The following is a 22,920-nucleotide window of genomic DNA, read 5'->3' as shown; positions in this document are numbered from 1 at the left end:
ATCATAACTACATGCTAATGTTATCAAAACAACATAGACCTTGTGTTAATAGCAATACATAAGGTTGCTGATAAGGTGACGTATTAATATATATTATATATAATACATATCCATGTTATCAAAACAATGTAGCTATGTGAGTAGGTGTTAGCTTATTTACGCACTATAAATGCAGTCAGGTGATCCAATTAATACGTGCTGCTTAGTACATGTTATAATGGTAACAATACGATGTTAATTGGTAGCCCCGCCATTGTTATAGTTATGTTCTATAATGAACACGTGTGTATATGGTCACTTATTACTTTGATAACATTATTACATGTAGTATTGACGCGACTTGCATGTCGGAATATCTAATGATCATGACTGAGCGCTATCGTTACCATTAGGTAATAATGATAACATTATTATACATGGTAAGATGGTCAAAGCAGTCGCAGGGTAAATTGTTATCACCGGACCATATTTAATATCCAAATACGTCCTATATTCGTACCAAAAATCATCTCGTAGCAAGCCATGCCTTTGTAGCTACAAAGGTGCTACTTCGGCGGGGTGTTTTCGCTCCATCTACGCAAGCTATTTCGCCCTCAATAAGTTGTAATTGGTCTCCGCCCACATGGAACAAGCCCCCGAAAACTCTCGCCCAAGGGTAACCAAGTCCGCGCCGGTGCTGCGCTTTCGCGTCAGCGAGCACGAGCGCCTGCTGATCGAAACCAAGGCCAGCCAGGCGGGGCTGAAGCTCTCGGATTTTTTGCGTGACTGCGCCCTCGATAAGCCGGTGCGGGAGACAGTGCCGCTGGAAGTGGTGCGCGGCGTGATCGGGGTGGGGAACAGTCTGAATCAGCTGGCCCGGCTTGCCCGGGAAGGCAAGCTGGGCGCGGTGGAAGAGCAGGAGCTGCTCGAGCGACTGGAGGAGCTGAAGAAGCTGCTGCGGTGATTGCCAAGACCACCATCGGCGCGGACTTTCGCGGGGCTATTGCTTACGGCGCCGGGCTGCTCGAGCAGGAGCAGCAGAAGAAGTCGCGGCTGCTCGGCGCGCACAATCTGCTGAGCCGCGACGCGGCGGGAATTGCCTTGGAGATGCAGCTCGTGGCGCAGCGCAGCGGGCGCTGCCAGCTGCCGGTGTGGCACACTTCGCTGTCATGGCCGGAGGAGGAAAACGTCACCCCGCAGCAGATGCTGCAGGCCGCGGCGCTGTACTGCCAGAAGATGGGCGCGGACCTGGAGCGGCACCAAGTCGTGGTGTACCAGCACCTGGACCGGCCGCACCCGCACGTGCACGTGTACATCAACCGGGTGCCGCTGGACGGTGGGCCGGTGCTGCGTACAAGCCACAACTACGCCCGCAACGTGCGGGTGACGGCGGAGATCCGCGCCGAGCTCGGGCTGCAGCCGCTGCCCCGGCAGCGAAAAGGTGAACGTCTGGCGCTCGAGCAGGGGCCGAAGCCGCAGGTGCGGGTGCGCGCCGCGCTGGCGGCAGCTTTAGGACCGGAGGGAGTGCGGACGATAGCGGAGCTGGAGAAGTTTTTGCGTGCGCGCGGGATGGAAGCCCAGTTCAAACGCGACGCCGGAGGTGGGCTCGTTGGGGTAAGCTTTCGGGTAGGCGAGGTGGCGCTGACCGGTACGCAGGTAGGCTGCAAGGCCCGGCAGCTGCGGGCGCTGTTGGAGCCGGAAACCCAGCGGGCGGAGGAGCGCCGGATAGGAGAGGGGCTTGCCCAGCCGCAAGCGAATCTACCCGAGGCGCGCGATCCGGCCCGTACAACCACGGCGAGCCGGACTGAAGAGCGGGGACTGCTGGGCGCTTTGCTGGCGGCGCTGGAGGGGGGCAGCGAGTGGGAGGAAAAAAACCAAACGCCGGAACGCCGTAAACGGAAGCGGCGCCCGTCGAGGTAGACGGGGCGGCCCTCCACCTTACTACTCCGGCATGGAAGACGAAAAAGCGCTGCGGCGGCTGATGGACTTCATGCGGCTGCTCAGCGTTGCGCTGCTGCTGCTGCACCTGTACTACTACTGCTACACCTTTTTCGCCGGGCGGGGGCTGCGGGCCGGCTGGCTGGACGAGCTGCTGACCCGGCTGAGCACCAAAACCGCGCTGTTCGCCGCACCCGCCGTCAGCCTGGGCGGGGCGCTGGTGTTTGCGCTGCTTTCCTGCCTGGGCACCCGCGGCGCGCCGCTGGAAAAGCCGAACTGGCGGGCCACGCTGGGGGCGGGTGGGGGAGGGGCCCTGCTGCTGGCCGGAGCCGCCCCGTTGCGGGAGCTGTTCGGCAGCCCGGGCGCGCAGACGGCGGTCTACGCGCTGGCCCTGGGCGGGGGCTACCTGCTGCTGCTGCGGGCAGGGCTGCAGCTGGGGCGCCTGCTGCCGCTGCCTGGGGGACTGCTGGGTGACTTGTTTAACGAGCAGAACGAAAGCTTTCCGCAGCAGGAGCAGTTGATCGAAAACGAGTACTCGATTAACCTGCCGACGGAATATACCTACCGGGGCAGGAGGCGGCGGGGCGTGATCAACGTGGTGAACCCGTTCCGCGGCACCATGGTGCTGGGCACGCCGGGCTCGGGCAAGACCTACGCCGTAATCAGCGAGTTTATCCGGCAGCACCTGCAGAAGGGCTTCGCGCTGTACGTGTATGACTTTAAGTTTGACGACCTAACCCGGCTGTGCTACAACGAGCTGCACCGCAACGCGCACCGCTACGCGGTAGCGCCGCGCTTCTACGTGATCAACTTCGACGATCCGCGCAGAAGCCACCGCTGCAACCCGCTGCTGGCCGAGCAGATGACCGACATCGTGGACGCCTACGAGGCCGCGGCCACCATCATGCTCAACCTAAACAAAACCTGGATTCAGAAGCAGGGCGACTTTTTCGTGGAGTCCCCCATCAACTTCGTGACGGCCATCATCTGGTTTCTGAAGCTGTACCAGAACGGGCGCTACTGCACCTTTCCCCACGTGATTGAGCTGCTCAGCCAGAGCTACGAGGAGCTGTTTCCCATCCTGGGCGCCTACTCCGAGATTGAGAACTACGTGCGGCCGTTTGCCTCGGCCCTGGAGCGGGACGCCCTGGAACAGCTGGAAGGGCAGATCGCCTCGGCGCGCATTCCGCTGTCGCGCCTGGCCTCGCCGCAGTTGTACTGGGTGATGTCGGGCAATGACTTTACCCTGGACTTGAATGACCCGCGGGCGCCCAAGGTCTTGTGCGTGGGGAACAACCCCGAGCGGCAGGGCATCTACGGGGCGGCGCTGGGTTTGTACAACGCTCGGCTGGTGAAGCTCATCAACCGCAAGCAGCGGCTGAAAACCGCCCTGATTATCGACGAGCTGCCCACCATCTACTTCAAGGGCCTGGACACGCTGCTGGCCACGGCGCGCAGCAACAAGGTGGCTACCTGCCTGGGGTTTCAGGACTTCGCCCAACTCGAGCGCGACTACGGCAAGGCCGAGGCCACGGTTATCCGCAGCACGGTGGGCAACGTCATCGCGGGTCAGGTGGTGGGAGAAAGCGCGGAGGCGCTGAGCAAGCGCTTCGGGCGCATCCTGCAGCAGCGGCAGGGGCTGAGCGTCAACAGCCGGGAGCTGAGCCGCAGCACGTCCACCCAGCTGGACAGCATGTTGCCCGCCGCCCGAATCGCCGGGCTGACCCAGGGCTGCTTTGTGGGGGCGGTGGCCGACAACGTGGGGGAGGAGATAAGCCAGAAGGTTTTTCACGCCCGCATCGTGGTGGACGAGGAAGCGCGGGCCCGGCAGGCGCAACAGGACGAGGAGCTGCCCGACATCACCAACTTTACCGATCCGCAAACCGGGCGGGACCGCACCGAGGAGCTGGTACGAGCCAACTACGAGCGCATCAAGGCCGAAGTGCGGGAGATTTGCCGCCAGGAATTGGAGCGCATCGCCGCCGACCCTACTTTGCAGCACTTACTTAAGGCACGTAAACAGAGAACATGAGCCACAAGGTTTGCAGCAAAGCGGTGGGGCAGCGCCTGGCGCAGCTGCGGGAGGAGCTGGCCGCCACCTCCGGGGAGCGCTGGCCGCAGAGCCGGGTGGCGGAAGTTATTGGCCTGGACAAAAACCAGGTAACCCGGCTGGAGCTGGGCAAAGGCACCATCGACGCCTTTGTGGCGATGCTCTTGTTTTACCAGGGACGAGGCTACAACCTGAATTGGATTGTGGTGCCGGACAACTCCGCGGTCAGCAAGCGCCTGCCCGGGCCGGAGGAGCAGGGCGTGGACGTGGCCGGCTCCCTGGCACTGCTGCTGCGTTTGCAGGCAGATCTGGACCAGGTGGTGGGAAAACTCCGCCGTTAAGGCGAGCGTAAATCAGCGGAGTAAAGACCAGCGGTTGCTTACCCCGAAAGTGAGTGGCCGCTTTTGTGTTACGTCCGGCCTTGCCGGCTAAGCTTTCTGCCTATGCCCGATCAACGCCCCGCCCTAACCCACGACGAAGCCCGCGCCCAGTTTATCTGCGCGGCGGAACCCCTGGCCCTGGACCTGCAGCAGCTGGGCCGCCCCGCCGACGCCGACCTGCTGCTGCAGGTGGCGCGGGAGCTGGACGCCGATCCGCGGCTGAGCCCCGCCCGGCTAAACGAGCTGCATGCCCTGCTTACTGCGGGCGAGCAGGTTCGGCTGCTGCGGGAAAGCGCGGATTTTCAGCTGCTGCGTCAGGCCGTGCAGGTGCTGGGCGCCCCCGAGCCGGCGCCCGAAGTAAAGGAACAGCTCGCGCCGTTGGCTGCAAATCCCGCTGCGCCAGCCCGCTTGCGTTCCAGCAAGGAGCGGGCAGATGAGCTGGGGTTGCTGGATATCCGGGTGAAAGGCAATCCGGTGAGCAGCTTTGCCAGCAACTTCAGCGCGCACTATCAGGCTACCAAGGCGCCAAACCACGCCGCGGCAGCGCCCGCGTCGGCAGTTAAAGCGCAACCGGGTGGGGTAGGGGAGGGGGCCGTAAGGGCTGACCCTTCCGGGGTGAAGGCTACGAATAATTCCACGGTAAGCCCGCGCCCAATCATAAACCAAGCTGAACCGGCGCCGGCGCCCGCGCCAGCCCGGGAGCAAGCACCCAAGCTGCCGGGGCTTAATCAAGCTTTTCTGACCGGGACGCCGGCGGGCTTTACCGAGGCTGAGCTGCCCTGGGCTTTGCTGGAACGGCTGGGGCTAACCCGGGCGCAGCTCGAAGAAAACGGGCAGCTGGCAGCCCTGCTGCGCGGAGAGAAAACGGCGCTGCTGCCGCTGCGCGCGGCCACCGAGCAGGCTGGGGAGCCGTGTCACCTTCGCGCCCGGCTGGTGCTGCGACGCACGGGAGATGGAGCAGCAAACCTGCAGTTTGAGCTGCCGCGCGAACAGCTGGTTATTCCCGAGCAGCTGCACGGTACACCACTCGGCCCGCAGGTGCGGCGGCAGCTGCTCGAAACGGGCCGGGGACCGCGTTTGGCGTTTCAGCTGCCCGACGGGCAGGAGCTGCGCGCCTACGTGGGCGTGGACCGGGAAATGAACCGGCTCGTGCTGCTCCACGAAAATGCCATCCGCCTACCCGAGCAGGTAAGGGGCGTGCCGCTCAGTCCGCGGCAGCGGGAGCTGCTGGCGGCGGGTCTGCCCGTGGCCCTGCAGGGGCTGGTGCACCGCGGCACCGGCGCCCGCTACGATGCAACGGTACAAATCGATGCCGTGCGGCGGGGCCTGGTCATTCAGCCGCTGGGTCCCACGAGACCGCAGGAAACGAAATCAAGCGTACGCCCCCGCCGGTAATGGCGCGTAGCCGGGCACCCATGCTGAACCGGGCCGTGAGCAATCACGGCCTTTTTTTATGGTTTAAAGCATTAGGCAGCTCAAAAGCGGGCCGGCCCACCGATTGATAGCTTATTTTAATTATTTCTGGATATAGAAAGCCATCCAGGGGGGTTTAATCAATGGCGAGGGGTACAAAAAAGTACCAAAACCAACCTCCAGCCGACATTGGCAGCATTAATTAATATATCTCTGCCCTTTCTCATGTGCTTTTATATACTTTATGCGTGTTACTTGAATAGGAATCAAACCGTTAGCGTTTAGTGAATCTATGGTTAAGCAAGCTCAACCATTTGAATTTTAGGGAGACACTTGTGATCTATCAGTCTCCCAGCAGTAATTTTGGGAATCACCAAACCCGATAACGCAACAGTGGACCTGATTTTAAACGCCTGGGCTGATGGAACGGAAATGTTGGAATGCACGGGCTGCCCCGGTGAACTCACGCCGCACGCGCAGCAGCAGGTGCTACAGCAATTCAGCGCCACTACCGCCGAGTTATTGATGTCCTGCTGTCAGTGCGGGGAACATCGCACCTGGATTAACGGCTGATAAGCCGGCCCCGGGCGAATGCGCCAGCGCCGGACCTTCACGTGAGCCAGGAAAACCGTAAAGGCCAAGAGCTACCGGCTCACCATTCCTGCTCCTACTGAGGAGTAGCGCCAGGGGGTTGCCGGAAACCGTTGGGAGGAGCTACATTGAACCCTATTGTCGGCGCGCAGGCAAAACCAAGGGGCAAAGATTAACTGCTTGCTTTCCAGGGTGAGCTTATTGAGCCCAAGCGCCTACTGAGGGTCGAATCTTTCAACTTAATCAATCAACTTTTCCCTCATGCTCGCGCGCCTGTTCTCCTACGTATTGTTGTTAACCGGTCTAATGGGGCTAGTTAACTGTTCTTCCAAGGGAGAAGAACCCGCTCCGGCGCCTGCTCCGCCGGTTATCACGACCGTTTACCTGCTGCGGCACGCCGAACGCGATGATGCTTCCCATCCAACCGACCCTACACTGTCGGCTGCCGGTCAGGCACGGGCGGAGGAATTAAGCAAGCTGCTGGCCCCCACGGCCCCCGCGGCCCTGTTCACTACCGACTTCCGGCGCACCCGTGGCACCCTGGCCCCGCTGGCCGCAACTGCGAACCTGGTGCCCCAGGTTTACGACGCCGGGCAACCAACCGTGCTAGCGGCGCTCGTCCGAGCGCAATACGCGGGCAAAATGGTAGTGATTGTAGGGCATTCCAATACCGTATTGCCGCAAATCGAAGCCTTCGGTGCCCCGCGGCCGCTAGCTGAAATCCGCGATACCGAATACAACCACCTCTTTAAATTGACTATTACCAGTGGCGCGACTCCAACTGTGGTCGCCAGCAAATACGGCCAGTAGGCCCGGGCTTCGTCACCCTTCCCCGCGCCGAGAGGTGGCCCGGGGAACCGTGATTAAATCAGGCCGGGGCTTAACGTAACAGCGTTCCGGGGACCGGGCTGAATCAGCCCATAACCGCCGGGTGAGAGGGTATTTCTCCACTGCGGACTTCACTCAAAGGCTAAAGTGCCCCGCTGCCTGCCACCTTGGAGGAAGCTGATCGATATAAATCAGTTATCTGCGGTAAATACGTAACGTCGACCAGGGCAGGGCGTAGTAGCAATGCTCGCCGGCCGCTATTAGTTGGCATTTGGTAGCAGTCAATCCAAGTGAGCTCCGCGGGGCGGGCAGGAAGGTGGAGCCTGCCTGCCCCGATCGGATCCAACCGCATGCCTTTCCAACCCTTTACCCACCGGGTACTGCCCGCTCGGCCCTTCCACCACCCAAGCCAAGGTCATTGCTGAAATTGCAGAGCCCGTTAGGCACAAGCGGGTAGTTTGTTACCTTGGCTTCTGCCATGGTCACGCGCATTTGTGTTACCCGCCGGCTCCCAGGGGGGCCGCGGCTCTGGGGTGGGTTTTTGTTGTTGGTTTGGCTTTTAAGCGGTCTGGTTGGGCGGGCGGTAGCCGGGTCGCCGGATCAACCCCTGCACGTGCGGGCCGGCGATGAGGAGCTGCTCATTTCCCCTCGCAACTACAGCGTACTGGAAGACCCCGGCGGGCAACTGACCTTGGCGCAGGTGCAGGACCCGGTTTACGCGGCGCGCTTCGTCGCGGGCTCGGCCCTGTCCACCAACATGCAGCACCCCGGCGCGGCGTACTGGCTGCGCCTGCGCGTGCTGCCCCACGGACCGCAGCCCCACCACTGGTTTCTGGAGCTCTACGACTCCCACATCAGCCAGGTCGTGTTTTACCCTCACCCGACCGCCGGCGCAGGGGAGGTGCACACCGGCGCGGCTCAGGCCTTTACCTCCCGCCCCTACGCCTACAAGAATTTTCTGCTGCGCCTGCCGCTGGAGCCCGGGCGCGAACGCACCTTTTACCTGCGCCTGCAGGCCGATTCCAAAACCAGCTTTCTGGCTCGTCTGCGCACGGAGCAGGGCCTGATGGAGCACTTTCAGCAAGACTACGGCCTGCTCGGCGCGTTCTACGGCGTGCTGCTCATCATGGTGGTGTACAACATCTGCCTGTACTTTTTCACCCAGGAGCAGACTTACCTGCGCTACGTGCTGTACGTGCTCAGCTGCAGCCTGGTATTCCTCAGCGAGGACGGGCTGGGCTTTCAGTACCTCTGGCCGCGGCACCCCTGGCTTAATCAGCTGGTCACCCTCAGCTCGGCCCCGCTGCTGCTGCTGACTTTTTCCTACTACGCCCGGCAGTTTCTCGACACGGCCCAACGCGTGCCGGTCCTGGATAGGCTCGTACGCGCGGCGGTGCTGCTCACCGGCGGGGTGCTGCTCGTGGACGCACTCTGGTGGCAGTCCCACCTTAGCTTCTGGCTTTACCTGCTGCCCTACGGCCTGCTCTACTACGCGGCGCTGCGGGTGTGGCGGCAGGGCTTCCGGCCCGCCGGGTTGTTTGTACTTTCCCACTCGCTGGTAGCGCTCAGCGTGGGCTTTCTGATTTTGCGCAAGCTCGGCATCGACGCGCTCACCAACCCCTTCACGGTGTACAGCATGAACGTGGCCTTCGTGGTGGAGGTCGTCGTGCTTTCCTACGCGCTGGGAGAAAAGATCAAGGGCATCCAGGAAGCCACGCTGCAGGCGCAGGAGCGGCTGGTTAAGCAGCTGCGCAAAAAGCACCTGGTGCAGGAGCGCCTGGTCGAGCAGCTGCGGCAAAACCAGCAGCTCAAGGACCAACTCAACTCGGAGCTGGAAACCCTGGTCGCCCGGCGCACCGAGGAGCTGCGCGAGCAAAGCGAAACCATTGCCGCCCAGAACCGCGAGCTGCTGCAGGCCAACGGCCTGCTGGCTTTGCAGTCGGCCGCCATTGACAAGCTGAACGGAGAGCTGCAGCGCGACCTGGAGCAGGCCCAGACGGCCCGGGTGCTGGCCCGGGAAGTAAACTTCGGGGAGTTCAGCCAGATCTACCCCGACAAGGATTCCTGCCTGCGCCACCTGGCCGAGCTGAAGTGGACCGCCGGGTACGCCTGCCGCAAGTGCGGGCACGACAATTACTGCGAAGGCCGGGAGCCCTTTTCCCGGCGCTGCACCCGCTGCCGCTACGTGGAGTCGGCCACGGCCTACACCCTGCTGCAGAAGTGCAAATTCTCCATCGTCAAGGCCTTTTACGCGGTGTTCCTACTGCACACCCACAAGGGCAGCTACCCCGCCCAGGAGCTCTCGAGGGTGCTGGAGCTGCGCCGGGCCACCTGCTGGAGCTTCAGCCAGAAGGTGCTGGAAGCCCTGCGCCGGCAGGCGGAAGCGGGGGAGGAGGAAGCCGGCTGGACCCAGCTGCTGCTGGACTCCGCCGGCGGTGAGCCCGAGGAGGAAGAATCCCAGGCGCTGCGCGCCACCGGCTAGCTCAACCGTTAGCCCAGCAAACAAATCAAAAAAAGTGGGCTTTAGGCCCATTTTTTTTAGTGTTTTTTACCCGTCACGCCGGTGCCGGGCCCAAGCTGCAAACGATTGCAGTGGAGCCATTTTTCCGCTTGGAAGTGGGTGAGCTAAGCGTACACGGCAACGTGCGAGCTAAGCGAAAAACGGCGTTTACGGGGCTGGAAAGTGGGTTTGCCCCTTGCTTTTTGAAATTCAGCGCCGATATATTTGGCCATCGCCGCCGGCCCTCCCGGCCGCCTTTCTCCACCGGCTGACTTCCTTCTGGTCCCGGTCGCGCCGCATCCGTTGCCCAGTTCGCTTACCTGCCCGCCGCCCCCCGCCGGCCGGAGCAGCCCAAGCTTAGCCTGCGCTTACCCCCAGCTTTCCGCCTACCCGCGGCCTCCTTACAGTGGCCAGGTCCAGCCATTCTTTTCCTTGCCGGGGACGGGAAAGCATCACAACCATACCCTCACCTTCATTCCCACGCATATGAGTTATCACTTCTACCCTAGTTCCGTGCTGCGCCGCGGCGTGCCGCTGGCCGCCTGCGGGCTGCTGACGCTGGGTTTGCCCGCCGCGGCCGCCGCCGGCGAACGCGGCGCGGCCATGCTGGCTTACCGGGCCGAGGTGCCCGTGGCGGGCCGGGTAACGCAGGCCGACGGCACGCCCCTGCCGGGCGCTACCGTTATCGTGAAGGGAACAACCCAAGGCACGAGCACCAGCGCCGAGGGCACCTTCTCGCTGTCGGTGCCGAGCGGGAGCACGCTGGTGATCAGCTCCGTGGGCTTTCTTAAGCAGGAAGTGGTGATCAGCGGGCCGGAAACCAGCTTGACCATTAAGCTGCAGGCCGATCAGCAGGCCCTGCAGGAAGTGGTGGTGGTCGGCTACGGCACCCAGGAGCGAGCGAGCGTGACCGGCGCCGTGGGCTCGGTGGGCGCCGCCGAGGTCAAGGCCCAGCCGCTGGCCGACGCCACGCAGGCCCTGCAGGGGCGGGTAGCGGGCGTAACCGTGACCGGCAATGGCGGCGACCCGGGGGGCGCGGCGGGCACCTCGGTGCGCATCCGCGGGCTAACCTCGGCGGGCAACAACGCCCCGCTGTACGTGGTGGACGGCTTTCCGCTGCCCTCGTCCACGGACGAAAACCAGCTCAACGCCATCAGCCCCAACGACATCGAAAGCATCGACGTGCTCAAGGATGCCTCCGCCACGGCCATCTACGGGCTGCGCGCTGCCAACGGGGTGGTCATCATTACCACCAAGCGCGGCAAGGCGGGCAAAACCAACCTGAACTTCGAGGCCTACCGGGGCGTGCAGCAGGTGTGGCGCCAGCTCGACATGCTCACGGCCCAGGAGTACGCCGTAATCAACAACGAAAACCGCCTGGCCGCCAACCAGCCCATCGTGGTGGACAAGCTGCGCGACCCGGCCGCCCTGGGCTGGGGCACGGACTGGCAGGACCTGATTTTCCGGCGGGCCGCCATTCAAAACTACTCGCTGTCGGCCACCGGGGGCAGCGACAAGGCCCGCTACGCCCTTTCCGGCTCGTACTTCCAGCAGGACGGCACCATCGTGGGCTCGCGGTTTGAGCGGTTTACCCTGCGGGCCAACGGCGATTTGCAGCTCGGCCGCCTGCTGAAAGTGGGCAACAACCTTTCGCTGACCCACCTCAACGACCGGCGCGTGGACGCCGGGGGCAGCGAGTACGGAGTGATCAGCTTTGCCTCGCAGATCCCGGCGACCATTCCCGCCTACCGGGCCGACGGCAGCTGGTACGAGCCCCTGGGCAACGTGGACAACTTCGTGGAGGAAAACCCGCTGGCCGTGGCCCTGCTCGACAACAAAAAGTTTACCCGCAACCGGCTTATCAGCACCCTCTACGCCGAGCTCGAGCCGCTCAAGGGCCTGCGCCTGCGCACCAACGTGGGGGCGGACCTGATCTTTGACAACTACAACTCCTTCCGGCCCAAGCTGGCCAACTCCCAACGCTACACCCTGGCCGGGCGCACGGCCAACGTTACCTACCAGCCGAGCTACCTGATCGAGAACACGCTCACTTACGACCGCCTGTTCGCCGACCGCCACCAGGTGACCGTGCTGGTAGGCCAGTCGGGGCAGCAGTTTGACAAGCAGTTCGTCGAGGCCGTGCGGGCGGGCTACACCCGCAACGACCTGCAGAACATCAACAACGGCCCCATCAACGACTTCCGCGCGGCCAACGGCTACGTGAGCCCCCCGTCGCGGCTGGCGTCCTACTTCGGGCGCGTCAACTACGAGTTTGCCGGGCGCTACCTTTTGCAGGCCATTGCCCGCTACGACGGCACCTACGTGTTTGACCGGGACAAGAAGTTCGGGTTTTTCCCGGGCGTATCGGCCGGCTGGCGGGTTTCCGAGGAAGCCTTTCTCAAGGACCAGCGCACGGTCAGCAACCTGAAGCTGCGCGCCGGCTACGGCAAGGTGGGCAACGCCCTCAACGCGCTGCCCTTCCAGGGGCTGTACATCATCAACTCCGGCATTCAGTACCCGTTCGGGGCCACGCCGACGGTGAACGTGGGCGCCGCGCCCACCCGCCTGCCCAACACCGAGCTCTTCTGGGAGGAAAACGTGCAGGTAAACGTCGGGGTGGACCTGGGCCTGCTCGACAACCGCTTCGAGGCCAGCCTGGACTTGTACCACCGCCGCTCGCCCAACCTCATTGCCCCGGTGACGCCCTCGCTCGTGTCCGGCACCTACGAGCCCATCAGCACGAACGCGGCCTCCGCCACCAACCGGGGCCTGGACCTGGCCCTGACCTCGCACAACCTGCGCGGAACGGACGGCGGGCTTAGCTGGACCACTACCCTGAACTTCTCCCACTACAAGTCCGAGCTGGAATCGCTGGGGCTGGGCACGCCCTACAACGGCTACGACTCCCGGAGCGGGGTAATCGTGCGCTACAACGAGGGCCAGCCCTTCGGCGCGTTTTTCGGCTACCAGGCCGATGGGTTGTTTCAAACCGAGGAGGAGGTGCGCCGCCACGCGACCCAGCAGACCGGCACTTCCCCGGGGGATCTGCGCTTCCGCGACGCCAACGGCGACGGGGTGGTGAACGCCGACGACCGCCGCTACATCGGCAGCCCGGTGCCGGACTTCACCTACGGGCTGACCAACACGCTGAGCTGGAAGGGCTTTGACTTGAACGTGTTTATCCAGGGCTCGCAGGGCAACGACATCTACAACCTCAACCGCTTCTACACCGAGGGCGCGCTGTACGGCAACGGCAGCGGCATCTCCCGGGTGCTGGGTCGCTGGACGGGGCCGGGCACGAGCACCGACGTACCGCGCGCCATCGCCGGCGACCCCAATCAGAACCTGCGCGTGTCAAGCTACTTCGTGGAGGACGGCTCCTACGCCCGGCTGAAGCTGCTCACCCTGGGCTACACCCTGCCCAAAAGCCTGTTGCAGCGGGTTTCCGCCTCCCAGGTGCGGGTGTACCTGAGCGCGCAGAACCTGGTGACGCTCACCAACTACTCGGGCTACGACCCGGAAGTTGGCGCCAGCGGCATTGACCGCGGCGTGTACCCGCAGCCCCGCGTGCTGCTGGCCGGCCTGAACCTGGGCTTCTAAGCCGCCTTCCTTTCAACGAGACCTTCCCACACGATGATCACGCTAGCGAAATCCCTGCTTAAGCAAACCCTGGGCGCGACCCTGCTGCTCGCCCCCCTGCTGGCGGGCTGCGGCAAAGAGTTTCTGGACGTGCAGCCCAACGACTCGGTAACCGAGGACAACTTCTACCAAACCGAAACCGACGCCATTCAGGCCACGAACGCGGCTTACAGCGAGCTGGGCAAGGGCGGGCAGTACAACTACGCCCTGTGGGGCATCGGCGACATCATGTCCGACAACTCGTACACCGGCGGGGGCGGGGGCGGGGACGGCATCGAGCACCAGCAGCTCGACAACTTCAACATCCCGGCCACCAACCCGCTTACCAACCGCCTCTGGGGCGGCTGCTACGTGGGCATCGGCCGCGCCAACCTCGTGCTGCAGCGCGTGCCGGGCATCACCAACATGAGCGAGGCCATCCGCAAGCGCTGCCTGGGCGAGGCGCAGTTTCTGCGTGCCAAGTACTACTTCGACCTGGTGCGGGCCTTCGGCGACGTACCCCTGCTTACCGTACCTCCTACTTCCCTGGCGCAGGTTAATATTCCCCGCACCCCCGCCGAGGAGGTGTACGCCCGCATTGTCCAAGACCTGGAGGAGGCCTTCACCAACCTGCCCGCTTCCTACAGCGGGGCGGACCTGGGCCGGGCCACCAAGTGGGCCGCGGCCGGCCTGCTGGCCAAGGTGCAGCTCACCCGTGGCAACAACGCCGAGGCGGCCCGCTGGGCGCGCGAGGTGCTGCAGAACAGCGGCAAAAGCCTGTGGCCCAGCTACGGCGACAACTTCCGCATTGAAAACGAGAACGGCCGCGAGTCGCTGTTCGAGGTGCAGTTCGTCTCGGGCCTGAACGGCTACACTTTCGACGGGCTGGGCTTCGTGGGCAACGAGTTCTTCGGCCCGCGCGGGCAGGGGCTCACCCCCCAGGGCGGCTACGGCTTCAACATTCCCGAGGCGGAGTTCGTCAACGGCTACGAGGCCGGCGACCAGCGCCGCGACGTGACCATCTGGAAGCCCGGAGATGCCTACCCCGCCGGCAGCACCGCCACCGCCCAGCCGGCCTCCCTGCCCGGCTCGCCCAACGGCTACGGGGTGAAGAAGTGGTTTGTGGGTAAGGTTAACACCAACATCTGGGACTCGGGCCTCAACATCCCGGTGCTGCGCCTGGCCGAGGTGTACCTGATCCTGGCCGAGGCGGTGGGCGCCACGCCCGAAGGGCTCGAAGCCCTGAACAAAGTGCGCCGCCGCGCTTTCGGCGCCGACCTCAACCAACCCTCAACGCACGACTTCAACCCCGCGCAGGGAGACTTCAAGGAAGCCGTGCTGCGGGAGCGGCGCTACGAGCTGGCCTTTGAAAACGACCGCTGGTTTGACTTAAAGCGTACCGGCAAGCTGCTCACCCTGCCTGCCCTGGTGGCCAAGGGCGCCAAGCCCACCAACCTCGTGCTGCCCATCCCGCAGTCGGAGCGCGACGCCAACCCCAACCTAAGCCAGAACCCGGGCTACTAGCCGCCTTCAACCCTGCGGCTTGCTATCCCACCGCGGCCCGCCCCGGGGCGCGGGTAGGGTGGCCCTTGCCCGGACCTCCCCAAAAACCTACTTCTATGACTTTACTTTCTACCCTTGGAGCCCGGCGCTTGTGGGGCGCCGCCGGCGGGCTGCTGCTCGCCGCCGGACTAAGCCTGACCTCCTGCGAGCCGGAGGAATATACCTTGGACGGCCCCGCCCCGCAGGCCGGCTTTACCGTGCAGCTGAACACCTCGCAGTACCCGGTGACGGCCACGTTCACCAACGCGAGCCGGGATGCCTTTCTGTACCAGTGGGACTTCGGCGACGGCTCCGCCACCGAAACCGGCCCCTCCGCCACCCACACCTACACCCGGTCGGGTGAGTACCAGGTGCAGCTCGCCGTGGGCGGGCGCGGGGGCACGGCTTTCGCCCCGCAGAAGGTGAGCATTCCCTCGGCCTGCCCGCAGCCGGCCTTTGCCGTGCTGGCGGCCTGCGCCGGCTCGGGCTCCACGAGCTGGACCTTCAGCAACCAGCCCGGGGCCATCAAGCACCTGGCAGCCGACGGCACGGTGCTGACGGCCTCCACCGCGCCGCTGCCGGCCTGCCAGGCCGACGATCAGTTTTCCTTTGCCAACACCTTCGCCTACAGCTACGACGCGGCGGGCGGCACTTACGCCGCCGGCAGCTGCGGGCCGGCCCGGGCCGCCAGCTCCCCGTTTGTGTTCCGGCCCGGCGCCGGGCTTGGGCAGATTGTGCTGCAAGGCAAGGGTGCCTTTATCGGCCTGCCCGACTCGGTGAAAAACAAAACCTACGACATCGTCGAGGCCAGCCCCAGCCGCCTGCGCCTGCGCGGCACCCGGCCCGACAACACCCTGACCGAAGTAACGCTCATGCCTTTGCCCTCGGCCATTGACCGGGCCAAGGCCCTGCTGACCGGCGGCTCCGCGCGCACCTGGGTGCTGGACAACGCCGCGCCGGCGGTGATCGTGGTGGGCCCCGGCGACGCCGACCCCACGGGCTACTACCCGGGCGGAGACCCCAACACCCTGCCCGCCTGCCAGGCCGACGACGAGTTTACCTTCACGGCCAGCGATGAGCTCACCTACGAAGCCGGCGCCGAGACCTTCGTGGCCGGCAGCCCGGGCGCCTGCGCGGCCCCGCGCTCCGGTAAATCGGCCTTCACCTTCGGGGCGGCTACGGGAGCAGGCATCGCCCAGTTTACCCTCAGCCAGCCCGGCGCCTTTATTGGCATCACCGACGCGGCTAATCGCACCTACCGCATCATCTCCATCAGCAACGAGCGGCTGGTGCTGCGGGTAGGACCGCCCACCGGGTCGGTGGTGCACACCATCAAACTGCGGGTTAAGTAAGCCCCTGATCAAGCCAATCCACCTTCGTGATTATGTTGCGCCTTCTGCCGGGGTTTCGCCCGGCTTCCCTTGCCCCGCTTGCTTTCGGCCTGCTGCTAACCGGCTGCACCGAGGAGCCGCCCAAGCCCCTGCCGCCGGCGCCGGCCCCGGTGGTCAACGCCGCGTCCCGGCCCTACGCCGACTACACCCGGCTCGTGGCCGAAGCCAGCGACGAATTCGACGGGGGCGGGCTGGATTTGCGCAAGTGGAGCTACGAGGTGCGCGACGACTGGTTTAACAACGAGAAGCAGGCCACGACCAGCTCGCCCAACAACCTGTACCTGAGCTCCGGTCAGCTGCACATCCAGGCCCGGCGCGAGCCCCTGCGCAGCAAGCAGTTTACTTCGGCGCGCATCGTGACCCGCAACAAGATCAGCTACGAATTCGGACGGCTGGACGTGCGTGCGCGCCTGCCCAAAGGCCAGGGCATCTGGCCCGCCATCTGGATGCTGGGCGCCAACGAGGCGCAGGTGGGCTGGCCGGCCTGCGGGGAGATTGACATCATGGAGCTGCGCGGCAGCGACCCGGCGGCCACCGTCACCACGGTGCACTACGGCCCCGACCTTGCCCGCCACCAGTACCAGGGCAGCACGTACCGCCTGCCCTCAGGGGACTTCAGCGCGGACTTTCACGTGTTTTCGCTTATCCGCAGCCAGGACGGGCTGCGCTGGTTTGTGGACGGGCAGCCGGTGTACTCCATCGGCGCGGCGCAGGTGCCGAACTACCCCTTCAACCAGCCCTTCTACCTGATCTTAAACGTGGCCGTAGGCGGGCACTTCGACGGCGACCCCGCCGCCAGTGAACCCTTCCCCAAGGAAATGGTGGTGGATTACGTACGCTTCTACCAGTACCCTGAATAGCAGCCGTAATCCCTGACCTCATGAAACAGCATCAGCAACAGCACCGGGCCCAAAGGGCGGTCCGCGGACAATGCAGCAGGGGGTGGCGACGGCTTGTCGCCAGCCTGGGAGTGGGAGCATTGGCCGGGGCCGCCCCTGCGGGGCCGGAATGCCAGGTGCCGCTGGCTTCACCCGCCCCGGTTATCGACGGGCGCGGCACCGAGGCCGCCTGGGCCCGGGCAGAGTGGCGCCCGCTTGACCAGCGCTGGCTGGGGCCCGCCACCACGGCCGCGGACTTCAGCGGGCGCTACAAAGTGGTCTGGACGCCGGAACGCCTGTACGTGCTGGCCGAGATCACCGACGACGTGGAGCAGGACACCCACGCGGACCCGCTCGAGCGCTGGTGGGACGACGACTGCCTGGAAATCTTCGTGGACCCCGACCGCTCGCGCGGGGAGCACCAGTATAACCACAACGCCTGGGCTTACCACGTGGCTTTGGACGGGCACGTGGTGGACCTGGGGCGGGATCGGCAAGGGCACCTGTTCGACGAGCACGTGCGCAGCCGGCGCACCCGCCGGGGTCAGGTCAGCACCTGGGAAGCCGCGGTGGCCCTGTACCCGGACACCTACGATGAGCACAAGCCCGCCGCCAGCCGTCCGCTCCCGCTGCGGGCGGGCCAGCCCATCGGCTTTGCCCTGGCGTACTGCGACAACGACGGCAGCGCCGAGCGGGAAAACTTTTTCGGCAGCGAGCCGGTCGCGGGCGCAGACAAAAACCGCGGCTGGATTGACGCCGGCATTTTCGGCCGGCTGCGGCTAGTCCCCCCTGCCCCGTCGACCCGCTAAACCATTGCCACCCGCCACGCATATTTTCCATGAACGCCATCACCTCCTGGTTTACCCTGCTGCTGCTCGGCGGCCTGCTGCCGTTACCGGGGCTTTTTTTCCGCCCCGACGGCGCCGCGCTACCCGCCCGCCCGACCCGAGCAGCCCCGCGCTACTCCTTTCGGGAGCTGATCTGGCGCGACGAGTTCAACTACGCCGGTCTGCCGGACTCCAGCAAGTGGGGCTACGACGTGGGCGGGCACGGCTGGGGCAACCAGGAGCTGCAGTACTACACCAAGGCCCGGCGGGAAAATGCCCGGGTGGAAAACGGCCAGCTAATCATCGAAGCCCGACGGGAAGCCTGGACGCCCAACAACCCCTACACCGCCGCCCGCCTCGTGTCCAAAGCCGCCGGCGGGGGCAGCCTAACCTACGGCCGGGTTGAGGTGCGGGCCCAGCTGCCCGCCGCCCGCGGCACCTGGCCGGCCATCTGGATGCTGCCCGACGAGTGGAAGTACGGCGACAAAAGCTGGCCCGACAACGGGGAGATCGACATCATGGAGTACGTGGGCTACCGGCCCGGGGTGGTGCAGGCCTCTACCCACTGTCGCCAATACTACTTCCGCACCAACAACCAGAAAACCGACTCCGTGGCCGTGCCCACGGCCACCACGGCCTTTCACGTGTACGCGGTGGAGTGGACGCCCGAAACCATTACGGCCTTCGTGGACAACCGTGCCTACTTCACCAGCCGCAACGAGCACGCCGGCTGGCGGGCCTGGCCCTGGGACCACCCCTTTCACCTGCTGCTCAACGTGGCGGTGGGCGGGGAGTGGGGCGGCAGGCACGGCATTGCCGCCGAAGCTTTTCCCCAGCAGCTGCGCGTGGACTACGTGCGCTTTTACCGGCTGCGCACCCGCTAACGGGGCCGCATTCGCCTGACTTCCTTTACCCGCAATCCTGCTTTATGGCTGTTCCCGTACTCCGCGCTCCTGAAGCCCCGGCGCCCGCCCACGAGCCCGCCGCCCGCTACCGGCCGGCGCTGGCATCGCTGACGGTGCTGTTTTTCATGATGGGCTTTATCACCTGCCTTAACGACATCCTGATTCCCTACCTCAAGGCCATCTTCGGGCTAAGCTACACCCAGGCCAACTTGGTTAACCTTTGCTTTTTCGGGGCTTACTTTCTGCTGGGCATCCCGGCCGGGCTGCTCGTGCAGCGCGTCGGCTACAAGGGCGGCATGCTCACCGGCTTCGTCACGGCCGCGCTCGGCGCCTTTCTGTTTTACCCCGCCGCGGCTTCCCGCTCGTACCCCTTTTTCCTGGCGGCGCTGTTCGTGCTGGCCGCGGGGGTGGTGCTGCTGCAGGTGGCCGGCAATCCCTACGTGGCCGTGCTCGGGCCGGCGCGCTCGGCCCCGGCCCGCCTGACGCTAACCCAGGCCTTTAACTCCCTGGGCACGACGGTGGCCCCGCTGCTCGGCGCCGCGCTCATTCTCGCGCGCCTGCCCGATTTGGAGGCGGCACCGGCCGCCGTCATCGATGTGCGGGCCGTGCAGCTGCCCTACCTCGTAATCGGGGGAGCGCTGCTGCTTATCAGCCTGCTGCTGGCCCTGCGGCCGCTGCCGCGCATCCCCCACGCCCCAGACGCGGCGGGCGCCGCCGGCTCCGCCTGGCAGCACCGCCACCTGCTGCTGGGGGCAGGAGCCATTTTCGCCTACGTCGGCGCGGAGGTTGCCATCGGCTCCCACCTGGTCAACTACCTGCACCTGCCCGAGGTGCTGAGCCTCTCGCCCAAGGCCGCCGGCGACCGGGTGGCGTGGTACTGGGGCGGGGCCATGCTCGGCCGCTTCGCGGGCGCCTACCTGCTCAGCCGCTTTTCCCCGGGCCGCCTGCTGGCGCTCAACGCCGCCGGGGCGGTGCTGCTGGTGCTGTTTTCCGTGCTGAGCCGCGGGCAGCTGGCCATGGCCAGCATGCTGGCCGTGGGGCTGATGAACTCCATCATGTTCGCTACCATCTTCACCCTGGCCCTGGCCGGGCTGGGCCAGCACACGGAGCAGGCTTCGGGCCTGCTCAACGTCGCCATCGTGGGCGGGGCGGTAGTGCCCCTGCTGTTTGCCTTCGTTGCCGACGCGGCCTCCCTGCGCCTGGCCTTCGGGCTGCCGGTGCTTTGCTACCTCTACATCCTTTGGTACGGCCTGCTGGGACACCGCCCCGCCGTCTGGCCTGCCGCGGCCGGCTAGGCCCGCGCTTTCGCTATTTCTCACCGCAATTGTTAGCTCCCATGCCGAAGCTTTTCCACCACTGCGCGCTCCTGGCTTTGCTGCCGGCGGCCCTGGCCTGGCCCCCGCAGCCGGCGCTGGCCCCGCGCATTCCCCTTGCTCCCCCGCCGGCCGCGCAGCCGGCCACCGACGCAGACGCGCGGGCCGAAGCCCTGCTCGCCCGCATGACCCTGGAGGAAAAGGTGGGGCAGATGGCGCAGATCACCCTGGACGTGGTCGGCCGCGGCAAATCGCGGTTTGCCTCCGACGAGCCCTTCGCCCTGGACGAGGCCAAGCTCCGCGACGCGGTGGTGCGCTACAAGGTGGGCTCCATCCTGAACGCGGCCAACAACCGGGCCCGCACCCCGCAGGTCTGGGAAGGCATTGTGGGGCGCATTCAGCAGCTGGCCCGCAAGGAAACCCGGCTAAAGATTCCGGTGCTCTACGGCATTGACGCCGTGCACGGGGAAACCTACACGGTGGGGGCAACTATGTTCCCGCAGCAGATCGCCCAGGCGGCCACCCGCAACCGCGCCCTCGTGCGCCGGGCGGCGGAAATCACCGCCTACGAAACCCGGGCCAGCGCCATTCCCTGGGCTTTCTCCCCGGTGCTGGACTTGGGCTCCGACCCGCGCTCACCCCGGCACTGGGAAACTTACGGCGAGGACCCCTACCTCGGCGCCGAGCTGGGCGTGCAGGTGGTGAAGGGCTACCAGGGCGAGCGCAACGACGTCAGCCAGCCGGTGCGGGTGGCGGCCAGCGTCAAGCACTTTCTGGCCTACCAGGTGCCCAGCTCCGGCAAGGACCGCACCAATGCCCTCGTGCCCGACGAGAGCCTCTACGAGTACCACCTGCCGGCCTTTAAGGCGGCCATTGACGCCGGGGCCCACACCATCATGATCAACTCCGGGCTGATCAACGGCGTGCCCGTGCACGCCAACTACGAGATTCTGACCCGCCTGCTTAAGGAGCGGCTGGGCTTCAAGGGCCTGGTGGTAACGGACTGGGGCGACATCGACAACCTCTACAAGCGCGACCGCCTCGTACCCAACGTCAAGGAAGCCATTGCCCTGGCCATCAACTCCGGCATTGACATGGGCATGCTGGCTTACCAGTACGAGGAGTTCTGCGACAACCTCGTGGCCCTGGTTAAAGAAGGGCGGGTGCCGCAGGCCCGGGTGGACGACGCCGTGCGCCGCATTCTGCGGGTAAAGTTTGCCCTGGGCTTGTTTGAGACGCCGGTTACCCGGGTAAAGGACTACCCCAAGTTTGGCAGCGCCGAGCACGAGCGCGCCGCCTACGAAACGGCCGCCGAGGCCATCACCCTGCTGAAAAACCAGGGCGGGCTGCTGCCGCTGGCCAAGTCCAGCCGGGTGCTGGTCACCGGGCCCAACGCCCACTCCATGCGCACGCTCAACGGGGCGTGGACCTACTCCTGGCAGGGCGAGAAAGTCGAGGAATTTGCCGGCCGCTACCACACCATTCTCGAGGCGGTGCAGCGGGAAATCGGGCCCGCCAACGTGCGCTACGTGCCCGGTGTGAGCTACAACATGAAGCCCGAGGGCAAGTACTACGAGGAAAGCGCCGACCAGCTCGAGCAGGCCGTGGCCGCCGCCCGGGACGTGGACGCGGTGCTGCTCTGCGTGGGGGAAAACTCCTACGCCGAAAAACCCGGCGACCTGAACGACCTGACGCTGTCCCCCCTGCAGCTGGAGCTGGCCCGCCGCCTGGCTTCCACCGGCAAGCCGCTGGTGCTGGTGCTTAACGAAGGCCGGCCGCGCATTATCAGCGGGCTTGAGCCCCTCGTGCCGGCCATCGTGCAAACCTACCTGCCCGGCAATCACGGCGGGGAAGCCCTGGCCGATATCTTGTTCGGGGACGTCAACCCCTCGGGCAAGCTGCCCTACACGTACCCGCGCTACCCCAACGCCCTGGTAACCTACATTCACAAGTACAGCGAGGAGCAGAAGCGCGGGCAGGGGGCCTACCACTACGAGGCAGACTATAACCCGCAGTGGGAGTTTGGCCACGGGCTGAGCTACACCACCTTTGCCTACGCGGGCCTGCAGCTGGATAAAAGCTCGTTGGCCCGGGAGGAAACCCTGACCGTCACGGTACAGGTTACCAACACCGGCCGCCGCGAAGGCAAGGAAGCCGTGCACCTGTACACTTCCGACCTGGTGGCCGCGCAGGTAGCCCCGGACGTGCGCCGGCTGCGCCGCTTTGACAAGGTTAGCCTGCAGCCGGGCGAAACCAAGACCCTGCGCTTTACCCTGCCGGTGGCGGAGCTGGCCTACGCCGGCCCTAAGGGCGAGAAAATCCTCGAAGCGGGGGACTTCGAGGTGCGCGTCGGGGATCAGGTCAAGCGTTTCACCCTAGTCGACTCGCCCACCGCGGCCAACTAAGCCGGCCGCGGGCCGGGGGCCGGCCACTTGCTCAGCAGCCGGGTTAGCACCCGGGCGCGGGCCTGCTGCCGGCAACGCACGGGCTCGGGCAGGGGCGGGAGCAAGCCCAGGTGCTCCAGCAGCTCGGCCGCGCGCAGCAGCGCCGCGCTTTCGGCGGGCGCGGCAGCAAACCCGGGCTGCTGCCGGGTCAGGCAGGCTTCAAGCGCGGCCAGGGCCCGGGTTTGCCAGACCTGCTCGGGGGGCGGGGCCTGGCCGCGCAGCCGGACTGCGGCTTCGTGGCGGCGGCGCTGGGCCAGCAGGCGGCGCAGGGCCTGCCGCTCCGGCTCTGGCAGGGGAATGGGGGTGGAAGACACGCGGCAGAA

16 protein-coding genes are annotated in these 22,920 nt (G+C 65.1%); 15 read left to right on the top strand and 1 reads right to left on the bottom strand.

What is annotated here, in order from left to right; translation table 11 throughout:
- Nucleotides 1–622: 622 nt before the first annotated feature.
- The 15 genes from ASU33_RS04825 (at nt 623) to ASU33_RS04755 (ending at nt 22,558) form a co-directional block, all read left to right on the top strand.
- Complete coding sequence (locus tag ASU33_RS04825) at nt 623–943, top strand: plasmid mobilization protein (RefSeq protein WP_149867048.1); 321 nt, start codon at nt 623–625, stop codon at nt 941–943.
- The gene (locus ASU33_RS04820) at nt 940–1,899 is read left to right on the top strand and encodes a relaxase/mobilization nuclease domain-containing protein (protein ID WP_059068773.1); all 960 of its coding nucleotides are present in this window, start codon (nt 940–942) and stop codon (nt 1,897–1,899) included. Before ASU33_RS04825 ends, ASU33_RS04820 begins: the two co-directional genes overlap by 4 nt.
- 31 nt (nt 1,900–1,930) lie before the next feature.
- Nucleotides 1,931–3,949 carry a conjugal transfer protein MobC gene (gene mobC / locus ASU33_RS04815; RefSeq protein ID WP_059068770.1) on the top strand — a complete coding sequence of 673 codons (2,019 nt, stop codon included), beginning with the start codon at nt 1,931–1,933 and terminating at the stop codon, nt 3,947–3,949.
- The gene (locus ASU33_RS04810) at nt 3,946–4,308 is read left to right on the top strand and encodes a helix-turn-helix domain-containing protein (RefSeq protein WP_059068767.1); all 363 of its coding nucleotides are present in this window, start codon (nt 3,946–3,948) and stop codon (nt 4,306–4,308) included. The genes mobC and ASU33_RS04810 overlap by 4 nt, the downstream gene beginning before the upstream one ends.
- 102 nt (nt 4,309–4,410) lie before the next feature.
- Complete coding sequence (locus ASU33_RS04805; RefSeq protein ID WP_059068764.1) at nt 4,411–5,742, top strand: DUF4099 domain-containing protein; 1,332 nt, start codon at nt 4,411–4,413, stop codon at nt 5,740–5,742.
- 870 nt (nt 5,743–6,612) lie between these two features.
- On the top strand, nt 6,613–7,161 hold the full coding sequence (locus ASU33_RS04800) for a SixA phosphatase family protein (protein WP_059068762.1): 549 nt from the start codon (nt 6,613–6,615) through the stop codon (nt 7,159–7,161).
- A 631-nt stretch (nt 7,162–7,792) separates the two neighbouring features.
- Entirely contained in the window at nt 7,793–9,661 is a 1,869-nt protein-coding gene (locus ASU33_RS04795) for a 7TM diverse intracellular signaling domain-containing protein (protein ID WP_059068759.1), read from the top strand.
- A 504-nt stretch (nt 9,662–10,165) separates the two neighbouring features.
- Nucleotides 10,166–13,279, top strand: a complete 3,114-nt coding sequence (locus ASU33_RS04790) for a SusC/RagA family TonB-linked outer membrane protein (RefSeq protein WP_078062884.1) — start codon at nt 10,166–10,168, stop codon at nt 13,277–13,279.
- Between the two features lie 33 nt (nt 13,280–13,312).
- Nucleotides 13,313–14,821 (top strand): RagB/SusD family nutrient uptake outer membrane protein, encoded by a 1,509-nt coding sequence (locus ASU33_RS04785; protein WP_059068755.1) that lies wholly within the window; start codon nt 13,313–13,315, stop codon nt 14,819–14,821.
- A gap of 95 nt (nt 14,822–14,916) precedes the next feature.
- Nucleotides 14,917–16,191, top strand: a complete 1,275-nt coding sequence (locus tag ASU33_RS21630) for a PKD domain-containing protein (protein ID WP_078062883.1) — start codon at nt 14,917–14,919, stop codon at nt 16,189–16,191.
- Between the two features lie 32 nt (nt 16,192–16,223).
- Nucleotides 16,224–17,090, top strand: a complete 867-nt coding sequence (locus ASU33_RS04775; protein WP_059068751.1) for a glycoside hydrolase family 16 protein — start codon at nt 16,224–16,226, stop codon at nt 17,088–17,090.
- A 20-nt stretch (nt 17,091–17,110) separates the two neighbouring features.
- Nucleotides 17,111–17,917 (top strand): sugar-binding protein, encoded by an 807-nt coding sequence (locus tag ASU33_RS04770; RefSeq protein WP_078062882.1) that lies wholly within the window; start codon nt 17,111–17,113, stop codon nt 17,915–17,917.
- Between the two features lie 29 nt (nt 17,918–17,946).
- Complete coding sequence (locus ASU33_RS04765) at nt 17,947–18,819, top strand: glycoside hydrolase family 16 protein (protein WP_059068747.1); 873 nt, start codon at nt 17,947–17,949, stop codon at nt 18,817–18,819.
- A gap of 44 nt (nt 18,820–18,863) precedes the next feature.
- Nucleotides 18,864–20,135, top strand: a complete 1,272-nt coding sequence (locus ASU33_RS04760) for a sugar MFS transporter (protein WP_059068745.1) — start codon at nt 18,864–18,866, stop codon at nt 20,133–20,135.
- Between the two features lie 41 nt (nt 20,136–20,176).
- Nucleotides 20,177–22,558, top strand: a complete 2,382-nt coding sequence (locus tag ASU33_RS04755) for a glycoside hydrolase family 3 N-terminal domain-containing protein (RefSeq protein WP_078062881.1) — start codon at nt 20,177–20,179, stop codon at nt 22,556–22,558.
- Here ASU33_RS04755 and ASU33_RS04750 read toward each other — a convergent pair.
- Complete coding sequence (locus ASU33_RS04750) at nt 22,555–22,911, bottom strand: hypothetical protein (protein ID WP_059068743.1); 357 nt, start codon at nt 22,909–22,911, stop codon at nt 22,555–22,557. The genes ASU33_RS04755 and ASU33_RS04750 overlap by 4 nt on opposite strands.
- Between the last annotated feature and the right edge of the window lie 9 nt (nt 22,912–22,920).

It is taken from the genome of Solirubrum puertoriconensis, from assembly GCF_001483135.1.
In the GTDB taxonomy this organism is placed as follows: Bacteria; Bacteroidota; Bacteroidia; order Cytophagales; family Hymenobacteraceae; genus Solirubrum; species Solirubrum puertoriconensis.
The sequence above is the reverse complement of the archived record's forward strand: the minus strand, read 5'-3'. Positions and strand labels throughout refer to the sequence as shown.